Here is a 15,057-nt window from a genome sequence, read left to right as displayed (position 1 = left end):
TTTAAATGCTTTTCAATAACACCAGTGTAACGCGAATTGTTGCGCTATTCGTTATTATCTGTTTGTATAAACGAATAATAATAAAAAATAGACAATAAATTATGTTTAGGTTGATGCGTTCGCTTCATAATTATCTGGGGCTTATCTTAGGAATACAGATTGGCTTGTGGTTTATCAGTGGGTTCGTTATGGCCTACTTGCCCATTGAAGAAGTGCGAGGGAACCATTTAAAAACCTCACCTCAGACCTCTTGGCACCTCGCTGCAACCTCCCCTTCTTCCGTATTGCATTCATACGGTAAAGACGCGTCGTTATCTTTTTCGCAGCGCGTTATTGTTGATTCTCGCTCTGGTGAAAATGATGCGTTAAGCAGCATACCCGTGTATCAGATTACCAACGACGGCAGTACATATCGCTATAATGCGCAAACTGGGGAATTGCTTTCAGCGTTAGACGAAGACGCTATTGCTGCGCTCGCCACACATCAATATCAGGGCGATGGTAATGTTGTTACCACTGCGCTTATTGATGAATTACCTCAAGAAGTGCAAAACCTTACCGCCCCTCTTTGGCAAGTTCAGTTTGATGATGAGCTTGAGACGCGATTTTACCTAGACCCAAATACAGGTTCGGTGATGCGTGTACGCACCAATACATGGCGTCTGTTCGATTTTATGTGGATGCTGCATATCATGGATTACAAAGACAGAAGTAACTTTAATAGTCCATTATTACTAACGTTTTCTGGCAGTGCGGTATTGTTTACCCTAACTGGCCTAATCCTGCTTTATCAGCGTTTTAGGCCTCGTCGTAATCGCAGTATATTTAGACGTTAAGTGGGCGAAGCAGCTATTTACGTAGCGAATAGCTGCTCGATGTCAGCAAAAGCCTTAAATTCCAGTGCATTGCCGAAGGGATCTTTAAAGAACATAGTGGCTTGTTCGCCTGGTTGCCCTTTAAAACGTATGTAAGGTGCTATAACAAATTCGATGTCAGCACGTTCTAGTTTACTTGCTAATGCCTGCCAATCTTGCATTGAAAGCACAACACCAAAATGCGGCACTGGAACAGCGTGATTATCAACACCATTGTGAGATGGCGGCGAGGGCATTTGTTCTACGCAATGGGTAACCAGTTGGTGACCGAAAAAATTCCAGTCAATCCACTGTGTATCACTTCGCCCTTTACCACAACCGAGTAGCTCACCGTAAAATGCTTCTGCATCGTGCAGATTGGTGACAGGAATGGCAAGGTGAAACGGCTGTGGCATAATGCTTCCTTTATAAGAACTTCTTAAGTAGTGATAATTTTAATTTTGAAAACGGTGCATACCGAAACGGTACATCAAGAGCAAATGAACGCTTCATAACTGTTTTGATATGACTGAACGTATCAAAACCTGCGCGACCATGATAGCTTCCCATTCCGCTACTGCCTACTCCACCAAATGGCAACTCAGGGTTGGTCATAAACATCATAGTATCGTTGGTGCAAACACTGCCTGATGTTGTGTTTTTGATGATGTGATCTAGCACCTCATCATTGTCGCTAAAAGCGTATAACGCAAGCGGCTTGGGCCTTTTATTCACAAAGGCAATACCGTCATCAATACTATTAACTGTAATGATAGGCAATATAGGGCCAAAAATTTCCTCTTTCATTACCGCGCTGTCTAAGGAAGGCTCTAATACAATGGTTGGTGCCATCGTTGGGCGAGCTTCATCAACCTCGCCACCATGCACCACATTCATCCCCTCTAAGTAACTTTGTAAACGGCTCAGGTGACGATGATTGACGATGTTGCCATAATCTCTGGATGTAAGCGGATTTTTACCAAACTGCTTACTCAGCTCCAGCTTAATGGCATCGATAAGTTCGTATTCGGTGCCTTTTTCTACGATAACATAATCGGGTGCAATACAGGTCTGCCCTGCATTCATCCATTTCCCCCACACTAAGCGGCGTGCAGTTACTTGTAGATTAGTTTTCTTGTCAACAAAGCAAGGGCTCTTACCGCCAAGCTCCAAGGTTACCGGTGTAAGGTGACGTGCAGCAGCTGTCATAACAATTTTACCTACTGCTTCACCGCCAGTATAAAAAATGTGATCCCATTGGCAAGCAAGAAGCGCGGTGGCTTCGTCTTTGGCGCCTTCAATGACTTCCACACATGACGTGTCCATGTATTGCGGTATTAACTTTGCCACAAGCGAAGACGTGGCAGGTGACAGCTCAGAAGGTTTCAGTACAGCACAGTTACCCGCTGCAATTGCCGCGATATAAGGTGCCAGTAACAGCTGTAATGGATAGTTCCAAGCACCAATAATAAGAACAGTGCCGAGGGGCTCTGGTTGTTGAAAACTTTTTCCTGGCCATGCCGCCATGGGCGTAGAGACTTTCCTAGGCTTCACCCACTTATTAAGGTGTTTTAGCGTATGTTTGATATCAGATAACAAAAAGCCGTGCTCAGCAACAACCGCCTCTGTTTTACACTTACCAAGATCGTCTTTAAGCGCCTTGAGAATATCGTGCTCATTCTCAACTAACATACGCTTTAATGCCAACAGCTGGGTTTTGCGCCAATCAAGTGCGTGGGTTTTACCGGTCATGTAACTGTCATTGAGTTTTTGCACGGTATCAACAAAACAAATACCTGATTCAACCGCATGAAGCGAAGGTCTGTTTGGCATGAGAAGACTCCAGTGGCGTTTTAACGCGAAGAAAATTAGCTTTATCTCTTATATTAATAGGGATGTTAGCGCGCAACGCAACTAAATTGTTAACGAATATGTTAAGAAATTTTGTATTTACTGCTATCAGAATGAGTAAGTGATACGGGTAAGTCTCCTATGGGTAAGCCGTTTTCGGGCTTTGGCAATGGCACATTTCAAACGACTGGGGCAGCGCCACTGAAATGAGCTTTGGCTGCTCGATAGCACAAATTCGAGCGCGCCAACTCGAAAACACAAAAAAGCCCAGCAGTGCTGGGCTTTTTTCAAACGTTTACTGTTTTTTATGCGTCGTAAGGATGACGCAAAACAATAGTTTCGTTTCTATCTGGCCCTGTTGATACGATATCAACCGGAACACCAGTGATGTCTTCAAGACGTTTGATGTAATTTTTCGCTGCTTGTGGCAATGCGTCAAACTCAGTTACACCAAAGGTATTGTCTGTCCAACCCGGCATTTCTTCATAAACAGGTGTTACTTTCTCGTAACCGTCTGCTGCCATAGGTGGTACGTCTTTAACGTTTCCATCAGCATCTTTATAGCCAACACAAATCTGAAGACTTTCTAGGCCATCAAGTACATCAAGCTTTGTTAAGCAGAAACCCGTTATCGAGTTAATTTGAACCGCGCGCCTCATCGCTACCGCGTCAAACCAACCAGTACGGCGCTTACGACCTGTGGTTGCGCCAAACTCGTGACCTTTCACGCCAAGGTGTTCACCCACTTCACAGTCTAGTTCGGTAGGGAATGGACCTGAACCAACGCGAGTGGTATAGGCTTTAACAATACCTAAAACGTAGTCGAGTTTAAGTGGGCCAAAGCCAGCACCTGTAGCAACACCACCAACTGTTGTGTTTGACGATGTAACATATGGGTAAGTACCGTGGTCGATGTCTAATAAAGTGCCTTGTGCACCCTCAAACATGATAGGTAAACCGGCATTGTGCGCTTTATCTAGTTCGTCGGTAACATCAACAACCATGGCTTTAAGGATATCAGCCACTTCCATCGCACCTTTTAAGGTCTCATCGAAGTCAACCGCTTCTGCGCCATAGTATTGTGTAAGTGTAAAGTTATGTACGTCGAGTACTTCTTTAAGCTTGGCAGCGAAATCTTCTGCATTAAACAGATCGCCAACGCGCAAGCCGCGACGGGCCACTTTGTCTTCATACGCAGGACCGATACCACGGCCTGTAGTACCAATTGCCTTTGCGCCACGCGCTTTTTCACGCGCAACATCAAGTGCAATGTGATACGGAAGAATAAGCGGACAAGCTTCACTAATCTTTAAGCGCTCGCGCACAGGAACACCACGCTCTTCAAGCATAGTAATTTCTTTCATTAGTGCGTCTGGGCTTAGCACAACACCGTTACCAATTATGCAGGTAACATTGTCACGTAAAATGCCTGATGGGATTAAGTGAAGTACGGTTTTTTCACCGTCTATAACTAGAGTGTGACCTGCATTGTGCCCGCCTTGGTAGCGAACAACATATTTTGCGCGATCAGTGAGTAGGTCTACGACCTTGCCTTTACCCTCGTCACCCCATTGAGTGCCGAGTACCACAACGTTCTTTGCCATGAATCATATGTGTTAAAAAATTAGGCGGGGATTCTACAAAATTCTACGCAAAGGATCACCCCTTTTTCGCACAAAAATGCAACGAAAAGCGTTTTATTTTTGCTTCCATAATTTCCTAAAACGCCATTGAAAAGAGTCAAGCAAAGAGACGCATTCTGTAACGTATTAATTTGCAAAGTTTTAGTAGTTAAAATGCTGATTAAAACTGAACAAGTGGTCTAGTACGTTTCATCACGCTGCTAGGATAGGTCATAGTGACCACCGCCGATACTGACACCCTCACTTCCCGTCTTACTATGCAAATACCTGCAATTACCCGCAATCACTCACCAAAATACAGCAAAAGGAGCACGCCAAATACCACCAGCACGCCTCCTATTTGTCGTAACTGATTGCTGGGTTGTTGACTTACCTGTAACAAATAACGTCGCCATTTATTGGGAAACAATAAAGGGCCAAGCCCTTCAACAATTAATACCAATGCTAAAGCGGGTAACAACCAATCCACGAAATAAATCCTCTAACGCGATTTTTAAAGCGTTGCAATTGCTGACAAATCGATTGTGTCTTTAGTGTGATACAAACTAAACCCAAAGCGCAGTCTATTGCCTCGGTAGTCGGTTAAGATACCGTGTGATTTAAGGGCATTTGCCAGTGCTTCTGTGGTTTCTGCACTGTCCAGTTCAAAGGTCAGAAAATGCCCTCGCTCAGTCTCGTCATTCACCGTTAGATTGTCTTGATTGAGTTGTGGGTGATTATACTTTGCAAGCTCGGCTAAAAAGTGGTTTTGAATATCAACAACATGTCGATTGATAACATCTACCGTTAAACTGTGTTTTTCAAACAACTGTAATACAGCGCGCAAGCGGTACAGCGCAGTGAAATCCATGGTCGCACCGGCAAAGCGCATACCATCTTGACTGTATTGTACGGTGCCCGGTCTCGGCTTATCTAGTGCGCCAAATTCAGCAAACCACCCAGTATATGCAGGACGTAAATTACAACCAATTGGCACGTGAGCAAAACACGCGCCCTCACCTGCTTGAGCGTACTTATAACTTCCTGCAAGGTAGAACGCGCGATGTGCTACTTCACTTAAATCGGTGGGCTTTGCCATAAAACCATGGTAGCCATCGATAACGATAATCGTCTCGTCGTTAGTTACACTGTTAACAATACCCGTTAAGTCGTTAACCATATAACCTGAATTGAAAAAGACATGACTGAAGAATACTAAGTCAGGGTTATGCTCAGCTATTGCCTCGTTAAATCGCCTTGCGAATGTGGCAAAAGGTTTAGTTTCTACTGTTACCACTTCTACATTGTCGCTTTCTTGTAAGCGGCTAGCTTGACGCTGAAAACTGTGAAACTCGCTGTCTGTAGAAACAATTTTAAGTTGCTTTGTGGCATCAAAACAGCTCATGATCCGATAGAGCAATTCATGGGTGTTCGGCGCAAATACCAATTGCTCAGGGGCACCAGTATTTAAGATAGTACTAATGCGCTGCTGTAGCTCTGGCACCAAGGTTTCGAAAAAATATCCCCATTTACCATCAACGTATTTGGCGCTGTCATCCCAATATTGCAACATGGCATCTCGTGTACAGTCTGGCCAGAAGTAGTGACTGTGACATGCGTAGTGTTGTTTATTTTTGTTTGCCGAAAGGAAGCCCTGATAAAACTGCTGATATGACATGGATGAGTACCAAAAACCAAAGACCTACAAACCCTACCAAAATTATGCATTTTTGGCATGAGCTTGCGCCATTTCTAACACATTTATTTACAAATTAAGTGTAAATTCTTTTGCCCAAAAGCGAGAGAAGGTTGCAACTTGCTGTACACTTTTTTGTAACAAAGTCCTAAAAGTCTGCTATACCCTTTAGTATGCACTTTGTCAGCATTCGAAACTGTAAGTTATTGATATACAGTAATGCACATAAAAAAGGTTGGCTATGCGTTTTCCCAATTATGGAAATTACTCATTAGATGTGTCAGGCAACGTACTTGAAGTATTTGCCACGGGTGCATGGAATTTAAGGACAACGGAAAATTTTGTTGAGGAAATGCATGATCTCACCACTAAATTCCGCGACCAAACATGGGCGGCATTAATGGATGGAAGACGCTGGGTGTTAGCGACGCCTGAGTGTCAAACCTGCCTAGCCGATGCCATAAAAGTTAACATCACGCGAGGTCTGCGTCGCTCAGCTTATGTACTTGATTCAGGAATGGTTAAGCGCGCCCAACTAGAGCGCACACACCCCGCTAAGCAGCGAGAATTTGAAGTTGCGGGGTACGAAAGAGAATATTTTGAAACGTATTTCGGTGCATTGAATTGGCTTCACAAAGAAGGCTATTCACCAATTGTTCCCAGATAAACACTCGTCTTAAAACATTTATATACGCCCCGCTTTCTTATCTAATAAAGTAAGCTGTAAACCTTGCGGCGATATTCTGATTTCAATGGGTCGCCATCCGGAAGCGCATTCATCATATCCATCATAAGCTTGCGTGCATCACCAAAACCCAACTCTTTTTTCAATACGCAGTACAACAGCTCCAATGCATCTTGTGCCTTATTTGCTTGTTGTAGTTGCACAGCTAAATCAACTTTTAATTGCAGATCGTCCGGGTTAGCTTCTACCGCTTGGGTAAGTTGGCGAATTTCAGGCGTATCAGCAGCCTGCTCTGCCAGCTCAATTTTTCCAGCAAGTGAGCGATAACGAGAGTCTTGATCGACAAGTTTTATCTCTTCAAGCAAAGATTTGGCCGCATCAATTGACCCAGTCTCAATAAAGCAATCGATAAGCATGTACTTGGCATTTACATTATCTGGGTTTAGTTCAAGGGCTTCTTTTGCCGCAGGAAGCGCTTCTGCGTAGTCGCCTTGCTGAATTGCTTTGCCAGCTGTAGCCAACAAGTCGTCTTCTGGGTTAGGTAAATATTTAGCGAGCATTTCGCGTATTTGCTGTTCGGGCTGCACTCCAGCAAAGCCGTCTACAGGTTGACCATTTTGAACCACCATCACCGTCGGCAAACTGCGTATACCAAACTGCGCTGCCACTTCTTGCTGTGCTTCACAGTCGACTTTTGCCAAAATTAAGTGGTCTTTATATTCGCCTGCCAACTTCTCTAGAATAGGCATCAAATCTTTGCAGGGTTCGCACCAGTCAGCCCAGAAATCAATAAGCACTAACTTTTCTTGTGACGCTTCTATAATGATTTGCTGAAAGTTTTCTACCGTAATATCTACGATGGTTGCTTGACTATTCGCAACAATATTTTCCATAACGCGTGCCTTTAAACATTTCTTTAATGCCAAGGAATATGGGGTAGTTGCAGTCAAATTACAAGGTCAGCGAAGCCAAGCTTGATAGGGATAAAACATAAAAGAGCACAACAATGTCAAATAGATGACATTTTAGCTCACCCATCAATGTTAACTTAATGTAAAATTACACTGTTAAACTTACAAAGCGAGTACCTATTATGAGCACTAAAACTGAAGCCTCTACTGGATTTACATCGTTTCGCGAGTTCTACCCGTTTTATTTGAACGAACACAACGACGCCACCTGCAGAACACTGCACTTTATTGGGTCGTGGTTAGTACTTGGCGTTATAGCGCTTGCTTTTTATACCACTAATTGGGCATTGCTTTGGTTCGTTCCACTGGTTGGCTATGGCTTCGCTTGGGTTGGTCATTTCTTTTTTGAAAAAAATAAACCCGCTACCTTTAAATACCCACTGTATAGCTTTATAGGTGATTGGGTAATGTTTAAAGATATCCTGACTGGCAAAATAAGTTTAAAAGGAAATGCGCAGCCTTAATGTGACGACATCAAAACAATAATACCAAGGCGATATTATTTGTGATGTTTAGATATGCTTTTATTAGAGCCTGTTTATCTTTGTTTTTTGTGAGCAAAGATAAACAGGCTCTTATCATGTAGGAAGGGGGTTTTACCGCACAAGCTTGTCACTGTATGCAAGAAACCTATATGGTAGGTAACTTTATTAGGAAAGTTACTTAATAACGTATTGCGTCTTTTCGAAAAAGCGTGCAATACAATAAAAAACCAGGAACATGACATGTTTGCGTTTCAACTCATAAAACAGAAGCGTCGCCTTTCGACTTCTGTAGCTTTGTCTTTGCTACTCGCTAGTGCAACATCGGTGTACGCAGAAGAGCACGCATCTTCAACCTCAGCTTCACCTCAAAATGACTCACTAAGTCAGGTTCTACAATTCGAGGATACCTTTAACCTTGAGTTTGTAACTAGCCCGCAATTCATTAGTGATGACACTGTGGTTTATAGTCGACAAAGCATGGACATCATGTCAGATGGCAGACACAGTAGTTTATGGCAAGTTAACATCAAATCAGGCGAGCACCGCCCTTTCATTGGTGATGAAGCCAACCTGTCTCAAGCCACGCTTTCCCCTAATGGAAAGCTCATCGCCTACACCAAGGCAGTGGATGGACGTACGCAACTGCATTTGTATTATTTAGATAGTAAACAGTCTGTACGATTAACTAATCTATCAGAGTCGCCTCGCCAAATAACGTGGTCAAACGATAACAAGACATTAGCGTTCACCTTGTTTACTGAAGAGAAGCAAGCTCCACTGTTTACTAAAATGCCCGCCAAGCCGAAAGGGGCAAAATGGGCAGAACAAGCCAAATACATAGATGCGACACAATATCGCGGTGACGGGCGTGGTTACCTTCGCGAAGGATATGAGCAGATTTATGTATTACCCGTAGAGGGCGGTACTCCCCGTCAATTGACTACAGGTAAATATCCTAACGGCGGCTCGCTTGCTTTTTCTCCCTCAAATGAGTGGATTTACTACGCAACACCACACCGTGAAGATTATGCCTTACACCCGCTTTTCAGCGATATTTACAAAGTTAATGTGAATAGTGCTGAAGTAGTACAGGTTACTCAGATAGATGGCCCAGAAAGTAGACCAACAATTAGCCCCAATGGTAAATACCTAGCATTTAGTCAACTCAATGACAGGAAGCTGTCGTATCAAAACAGCGACTTAGTTGTGATGGAGTTAGAAAGTGGCGAGGTAACACGACTGACTACATCATTAGACAGAGCATTGGGAAAATTTGTTTGGCGCCAAGACAGTAGAGGCCTTTTATTTAGTTACCTTGATGAAGGTGAAACCAAGCTTGCTGCTACTAACTTAAAAGGTGAAATTAGACCACTAGATATTGCAATGGGGGGCCAATCGTTTGGCAGACCCTATACTTCAGGCGATTTCGCAGTAAGTAAAAAAGGCGATATTGTATTTACTACAGCGTCTCGTACTATGCCGGGTGATTTGGCCCTATACCGCAAAGACAAAGCGCCAACGCTACTGACGCAGTTGAACACAGACGCACTGGGGCACAAAACGCTGGCAAACGTAGAAGACTTGAATGTGACGTCTACGGTGGATGAAAGAAACATCGACGCATGGATTGCCCTTCCTCCCAATTTTGACAGCAGCAAAAAGTACCCGCTTATCCTGGAAATCCACGGCGGACCACACGCAGCTTACGGGCCACATTTTTCCACGGAAATACAACTCATGGCGGCGCAGGGTTATGTGGTTGTTTGGTCAAACCCACGAGGCAGTAGCTCGTATGGCGAAGACTTTGGAAACCTAATTCACCATAACTACCCATCAGAAGACTATAACGACCTTATGGATGTGGTTGATGCCGTCATCGCCAAGGGCTATGTGGATACGAAGAACCTCTTTATTACGGGTGGTTCTGGTGGTGGTGTGCTCACTGCGTGGTCTATTGGTATGACAGAACGCTTTGCGGCGGCAGTAGTCGCTAAGCCTGTGATCAATTGGTTGAGTTTTGCGTTAACTGCCGATGCATACCCTTTCTTCAGCCAATATTGGATGGAAGACATGCCATGGAATATTGCTGATAAATTGTGGAAGCGCAGCCCACTGTCTTTGGTAGGCAATGTAACAACGCCTACTTTGTTGTTAACCGGTGAATCTGACTATCGCACGCCAATCAGTGAGTCTGAGCAGTATTATCAAGCGCTCAAGCTACAAGGTGTTGATGCTGCAATGGTGCGTATTCCCGGAGCATCGCACGGTATTGCTAGTCGCCCATCACGTCTGATTCAAAAAGTAGGAAATATTTTGGCGTGGTTTGAACGCTATAAAACGAAAGCAAATGACAACAAATAGTGATTAGATTGCAAGCTTGTGCCAGCAGTTGTCTACTGATAGGTAACGCTTGCACAGCCTTGCAACGATAACTTCGCAAGTAAAAAGGCCGAGTTTAAAAACTCGGCCTTCACATAGACTACTTTCTAGTTAGCTTTAAAATTTTACCGTTGGGCGCATCGGTAAGCAGATAGATTGAACCGTCAGGTGCTACCTCTACATCGCGAATACGCGCTTGGTTGTCGCGTACATACTCGAACTGCTCACCAGGCTTTCCATCTTCTACATCAATACGACGTAGATGGGTGAACTTAAGTGAGCCAACTAAGACATCACCTTCCCACTCTTTGAACATTTCACCAGTGTAGAAAGTGAGTCCACTCGGTGCGATTGATGGGTCCCAATAAACCCAAGGTTGCTCCATGCCTTCCATGTGGGTTTTGTCACTAATAATATCGCCACTGTAATCAATACCGTAGGTGATCACAGGCCAACCATAGTTTGCACCAGCCTTAATTTGGTTAATTTCATCACCGCCTTTAGGGCCGTGTTCCATTGCCCATACGGCTCCAGTGTTAGGGTGTATTGTTACACCTTGAACATTGCGGTGACCGTAACTAAATACTTCAGGGGCGTCGCCATCAATAAACGGGTTATCGCTAGGCACACTGCCATCACGGTTAATTCGAGCAATAGTACCGAAATGGTTATTGGTATTTTGTGCTTCTTGCATGTATTTGTAGCGATCACCCATGGTGATATATAGCTGCTTTTCTGCATCAAAGGCTAAACGACAGCCAAAGTGAAAGCCGTTATCTACAATTGAATCGGCGCTGAAGATAACTTCAACATTGTCTAAACCACTGTCGGTAAGTGTGGCTTTCGCTACACTGCTGCTACTGCCAGGCTTACCTTCAACCTCGCTTGCTTTGCTGTAACAAAAGTAAATCGTGTTATTGTCATTGAAGTCTGGATCGATAGTAATGTCGAGCATACCACCTTGGTTTTGTGCAACGACATCTGGAACGTTCGCCAATCTTCCGGATAACTTGCCTTCTTTAGAAAGGCGTTGAATACCGCCAGCGCGCTCAGTTACCAATAAATCTCCATTAGGAAGAAATACCATGCCCCAAGGATTAACTAAACCTTCAGCAAGGGTGGTAACGTTAATATCACTATCGGTAATACCATGGTCTCCGTGATCGTGATTTTCGTGTGCTAACGCTGTTTGAGTTAGCGCCAACGCTACAGCACCAGCACTGAGTAACCGTGTTGTTTTTATCATCTTCTGCCTCGGTCTAGTTTTTCGCGACGTAAGAAGGTCGCAGTACTTTTGTAAATTTTATCTAGTATACAAAAAAGGGCACAGCATCGCTGTACCCTTAAGATAATTTGCCGTTGTATTACGCTAAACGCGAATACTCAGACTATTGCGCTATTTAAGTTTACCTACTTAGGTAATGTTGCGCGTAACATCCACGCTGTTTTCTCGTGCACACGCATACGATCGCCAATAAGTGCAGCAGACGATTCATCATCAGCTTCTTGCGCTAGCTTCAGAGATGCTCTACAGGTTTTAACCACCTGCTCGTGTCCGTGTGTTAAAAGTCGAACCATTTCGGTTGCCTCAGGCACACCCTCTACTTCTTCAATCGAACTTAATTGTGCAAATGACTTATATGTACCCGGCGCAGCGATACCTAACGTTCGGATACGCTCTGCAATCTCATCCACTGCTTCTGCAAGCTCGGTATAATGTTCTTCAAACATTAGGTGAAGCTCTCGAAATTGCGGGCCTTCTACATTCCAGTGGAAATTATGGGTTTGAAGGTAAAGCGTGTACGAATCTGCCAGTAGCTTTTTCAGTCCTTCTGCCACTGCATTGCGATCACTTTCAGAAATACCAATATCAATCTTGCTCATGTCACACTCCTTAGCTTATTTTCAAAACCAGTTTGAATAGAAATCTTTAATGTGTGATTAATACTACGCTAGTTTCACTGAAAAAGATTTCGCATAAAACTGATTGCACGAATCGCCTTATTCAATACAAGGTTATTGAGCGTGAAGAATCAGAGGGTTTAAATCTTGCCTCGATATTCAGCACGCTCTAGTTAGTGATGGTGATGATGACCTTGGTTTTCATCTTTTTTGACCGGAAGTACAACGTATACAGTGGTCTGTTCATCGAAAGTTAACGTAAGTGCCACTTCACTGCCTTCTTCTAAGCCCTTCTTCAACCCCAAAAGCATAACGTGATAACCACCAGATTCGAACGAAACCATGCCATTTGCAGCAACAGTGACGCCCTCTTTCATTTCGCGCATCTTCATCATATCCCCTTGCATTTCGGTGGTATGAATTTGTGCTTCATCGGCAATAGTAGCGTCTACGTCAACCGATGTGAGTACCATATCCACGTCGCTTTGGTTGTGTAGCATAAAGTACGCAGCGCCCGTTTTAGCCATCGCAAATGTCGCTCGTGCGTACCCGTTCATTACCATGATAGTAGACTCTTCAGAGGCCAATTGATTGGAAGTATGATTATGCTGGGCTGCGGCAGAGAAAACTGGAAAAGTAAAAAGTGCGCATACAGCTAGTAGCGTATTAGAAAACTTGGGGAATGATGACATACAGCCTGCTCCATATTGGTTTAGGAACTTAGTGTACGTAAGAACGCTTTAAGAAAAAAGCGAAATGGTGCCGACTGCCGGAATCGAACTGGCGACCTACTGATTACAAGTCAGTTGCTCTACCAACTGAGCTAAGTCGGCACACTAGAAAAACCGCTGCCTGTGACAGCGGATGCGTATTCTAGCGATAAAAGCGTTGGTGTCAACCTTTTAATCGCGTTGCTTCGCCAATTAATTTAGGGAAGTACTCAAGCGGTAAATATTGACTCAACGCCATCAGTTTTTCACCAAGCTTTTGGTAACTGTTAGTCGTCACATTTATGTGACCCATTTTGCGCTTTTCACGCACCGATTTACCGTACCAGTGCAAGTGGCTGCCATCGATACTCAGTAGATCACGTGAGAAGCTACTGCAACCAATGATGTTCACCATTGCGCTTGGGCCAATGGCTGACGTATCACCAAGCGGTAAACCGCACACTGCGCGCAAGTGGTTTTCGAATTGACTAGTAACCGCACCAGATTGACTCCAGTGGCCTGAGTTGTGTACCCGTGGTGCAAGTTCATTGACCAGAAGCTTGTCGCCAACTTGAAATAGCTCAACCGCCAGTACACCAATGTAGTTCATGCCTTCAGCAAGTTTCACAAATATGTCGTGAGCTTGTGCCTGAAGTGCTTCATCCACTTGTGTGGCCGGTGCCACAGACACATGAAGTTGACCTTGGTGATGTAAGTTTTCTGCAAGTGGGTAAGTGCGTACATCGCCATTCGCGTTACGTACGCCAATAAGTGACAGTTCTCTATCGAAGGCCACCATCTTTTCTACAACCAATGGCACATTTTCAAGATCTAGACCTTGAAGAGACTTTTTCAAAGCCGGTAATTCTGATGCATCAGACAGACGCCATTGCCCATAACCGTCGTAACCATCACGACTGGCTTTTAGAATGAGCTTCTCGCCTAGGTCGGCAACACATTCGTCAAGCTGGTCAAGTTGCGTCACTATCTTGTGTTCGCAGTTGGCAACATGCATTGTTTCCAAAAGCTTCTTCTCGCGAACGCGATCTGCGCCAACCAGAATACTGTCAATATTTGGCATGAGCTTGTTAGATTGTGCCGCTTGTTCTAACAACCGTTCTGGAACGTGTTCAAACTCTACCGTCAGTGCATCAGCACCTTCGATAGCTTGTTGCAGCGTGACATCTAGTGGCGTTTTACTTACAGGATGTACAACGGTATCGTCATTGACATCAACCGCTTGAACCTCTATTCCTAAAGGGCTTCCAGCAAGATACATCATTTGTGCAAGCTGGCCTGCGCCGTAAACTACCACTCTCATTCATCTAGCTCCAATGTGTTGCTAGACGCTAGCACCGTGTCTGTTTGTGCTTTTCTAAACGCGATAACAGCATCGCGAACACTTTCGTCTTGCAACGCCACTACTTGCGCTGCAAGTAGACCTGCATTTGCAGCGCCAGCTTCGCCAATTGCCAACGTTCCCACAGCAACACCTTTTGGCATTTGAACAATAGAAAGTAACGAGTCTAAGCCGTTCAGTGCTTTAGATTTTACTGGGCAACCGAATACCGGAAGGTGTGTATGCGCTGCGATCATGCCAGGCAAGTGTGCAGCACCGCCAGCACCAGCAATTATGGCACTGAAGCCTTCATCTGCTGCACTTTCAGCAAACTCAACTAGCAAGTTAGGGGTGCGGTGCGCAGACACCACCTTCGCTTCAAATTCAACACCAAACGACTTCAGCATTTTGGCGGCCTGTTGCATAGTAGGCCAGTCTGAAGTTGAACCCATCACAATCGCGACTTTTGCCATCTAGAGATCCTCGGGGTAGGTAAAGTGGACAACATTGGAAAGGCCGCGATTGTAGCGTAAAACCGTACAGAATCCCACCGCTAAGATCAT

At 44.4% G+C, this 15,057-nt stretch carries 15 protein-coding genes and 1 tRNA gene; 4 read left to right on the top strand and 12 right to left on the bottom strand.

All coding sequences use genetic code 11. The features are described 5' to 3' along the window. The first annotated feature begins 101 nt into the window (after positions 1-101). Positions 102-836: a PepSY domain-containing protein gene (locus EYR97_RS19725; protein WP_131095388.1), complete on the top strand. Its 735-nt coding sequence runs from the start codon at positions 102-104 to the stop codon at positions 834-836. Between the two features lie 17 nt (positions 837-853). Here EYR97_RS19725 and EYR97_RS19720 read toward each other — a convergent pair whose 3' ends face one another. The 5 genes from EYR97_RS19720 to EYR97_RS19700 form a co-directional block, all read right to left on the bottom strand. Further along, the gene (locus tag EYR97_RS19720; protein ID WP_131095387.1) at positions 854-1,270 is read right to left on the bottom strand and encodes a VOC family protein; all 417 of its coding nucleotides are present in this window, start codon (positions 1,268-1,270) and stop codon (positions 854-856) included. Between the two features lie 10 nt (positions 1,271-1,280). Beyond that, positions 1,281-2,687 (bottom strand): aldehyde dehydrogenase family protein, encoded by a 1,407-nt coding sequence (locus tag EYR97_RS19715; RefSeq protein WP_131095386.1) that lies wholly within the window; start codon positions 2,685-2,687, stop codon positions 1,281-1,283. A 323-nt stretch (positions 2,688-3,010) separates the two neighbouring features. Continuing rightward, the gene (locus tag EYR97_RS19710) at positions 3,011-4,309 is read right to left on the bottom strand and encodes an adenylosuccinate synthase (protein WP_131095385.1); all 1,299 of its coding nucleotides are present in this window, start codon (positions 4,307-4,309) and stop codon (positions 3,011-3,013) included. 322 nt (positions 4,310-4,631) lie between these two features. Next, the gene (locus EYR97_RS19705; RefSeq protein WP_131095384.1) at positions 4,632-4,817 is read right to left on the bottom strand and encodes a DUF2065 domain-containing protein; all 186 of its coding nucleotides are present in this window, start codon (positions 4,815-4,817) and stop codon (positions 4,632-4,634) included. Between the two features lie 24 nt (positions 4,818-4,841). Next, positions 4,842-6,005: an aminotransferase class V-fold PLP-dependent enzyme gene (locus EYR97_RS19700; protein ID WP_131095383.1), complete on the bottom strand. Its 1,164-nt coding sequence runs from the start codon at positions 6,003-6,005 to the stop codon at positions 4,842-4,844. Positions 6,006-6,264: 259 nt separating this feature from the next. On the opposite strand from EYR97_RS19700, the gene EYR97_RS19695 reads away from it, so the two are divergent. Beyond that, positions 6,265-6,690 (top strand): hypothetical protein, encoded by a 426-nt coding sequence (locus EYR97_RS19695; protein ID WP_131095382.1) that lies wholly within the window; start codon positions 6,265-6,267, stop codon positions 6,688-6,690. Between the two features lie 41 nt (positions 6,691-6,731). On the opposite strand, the gene trxA is transcribed toward EYR97_RS19695, so the two are convergent. Next, a complete protein-coding gene (gene trxA / locus EYR97_RS19690; protein WP_131095381.1) occupies positions 6,732-7,601 on the bottom strand; it encodes a thioredoxin in 870 nt (289 codons plus the stop codon). Positions 7,602-7,801: 200 nt separating this feature from the next. On the opposite strand from trxA, the gene EYR97_RS19685 reads away from it, so the two are divergent. Both EYR97_RS19685 and EYR97_RS19680 read left to right on the top strand, forming a co-directional pair. After that, a complete protein-coding gene (locus tag EYR97_RS19685; RefSeq protein ID WP_131095380.1) occupies positions 7,802-8,143 on the top strand; it encodes a DUF962 domain-containing protein in 342 nt (113 codons plus the stop codon). 261 nt (positions 8,144-8,404) lie between these two features. Beyond that, positions 8,405-10,525, top strand: coding sequence for a S9 family peptidase (locus tag EYR97_RS19680; protein ID WP_131095379.1), 2,121 nt, complete (start codon positions 8,405-8,407; stop codon positions 10,523-10,525). Between the two features lie 118 nt (positions 10,526-10,643). Here EYR97_RS19680 and EYR97_RS19675 read toward each other — a convergent pair whose 3' ends face one another. The 6 genes from EYR97_RS19675 to purE form a co-directional block, all read right to left on the bottom strand. Next, positions 10,644-11,789, bottom strand: a complete 1,146-nt coding sequence (locus EYR97_RS19675; RefSeq protein ID WP_131095378.1) for a PQQ-dependent sugar dehydrogenase — start codon at positions 11,787-11,789, stop codon at positions 10,644-10,646. A 164-nt stretch (positions 11,790-11,953) separates the two neighbouring features. Next, on the bottom strand, positions 11,954-12,427 hold the full coding sequence (locus EYR97_RS19670) for a Dps family protein (protein ID WP_131095377.1): 474 nt from the start codon (positions 12,425-12,427) through the stop codon (positions 11,954-11,956). Between the two features lie 191 nt (positions 12,428-12,618). After that, positions 12,619-13,137 (bottom strand): copper chaperone PCu(A)C, encoded by a 519-nt coding sequence (locus EYR97_RS19665; RefSeq protein WP_131095376.1) that lies wholly within the window; start codon positions 13,135-13,137, stop codon positions 12,619-12,621. 65 nt (positions 13,138-13,202) lie between these two features. Further along, positions 13,203-13,278 (bottom strand) — tRNA-Thr (locus EYR97_RS19660). Positions 13,279-13,339: 61 nt separating this feature from the next. Continuing rightward, positions 13,340-14,476, bottom strand: a complete 1,137-nt coding sequence (locus tag EYR97_RS19655) for a 5-(carboxyamino)imidazole ribonucleotide synthase (RefSeq protein ID WP_131095375.1) — start codon at positions 14,474-14,476, stop codon at positions 13,340-13,342. Further along, positions 14,473-14,967 carry a 5-(carboxyamino)imidazole ribonucleotide mutase gene (gene purE, locus EYR97_RS19650; protein ID WP_131095374.1) on the bottom strand — a complete coding sequence of 165 codons (495 nt, stop codon included), beginning with the start codon at positions 14,965-14,967 and terminating at the stop codon, positions 14,473-14,475. Before purE ends, EYR97_RS19655 begins: the two co-directional genes overlap by 4 nt. Positions 14,968-15,057: the final 90 nt, after the last annotated feature.

The sequence above is a fragment of the Alteromonas sp. KUL42 genome, from assembly GCF_006538325.1.
Taxonomy (GTDB): domain Bacteria; phylum Pseudomonadota; class Gammaproteobacteria; order Enterobacterales; family Alteromonadaceae; genus Alteromonas.
The sequence above is the reverse complement of the archived record's forward strand: the minus strand, read 5'-3'. Positions and strand labels throughout refer to the sequence as shown.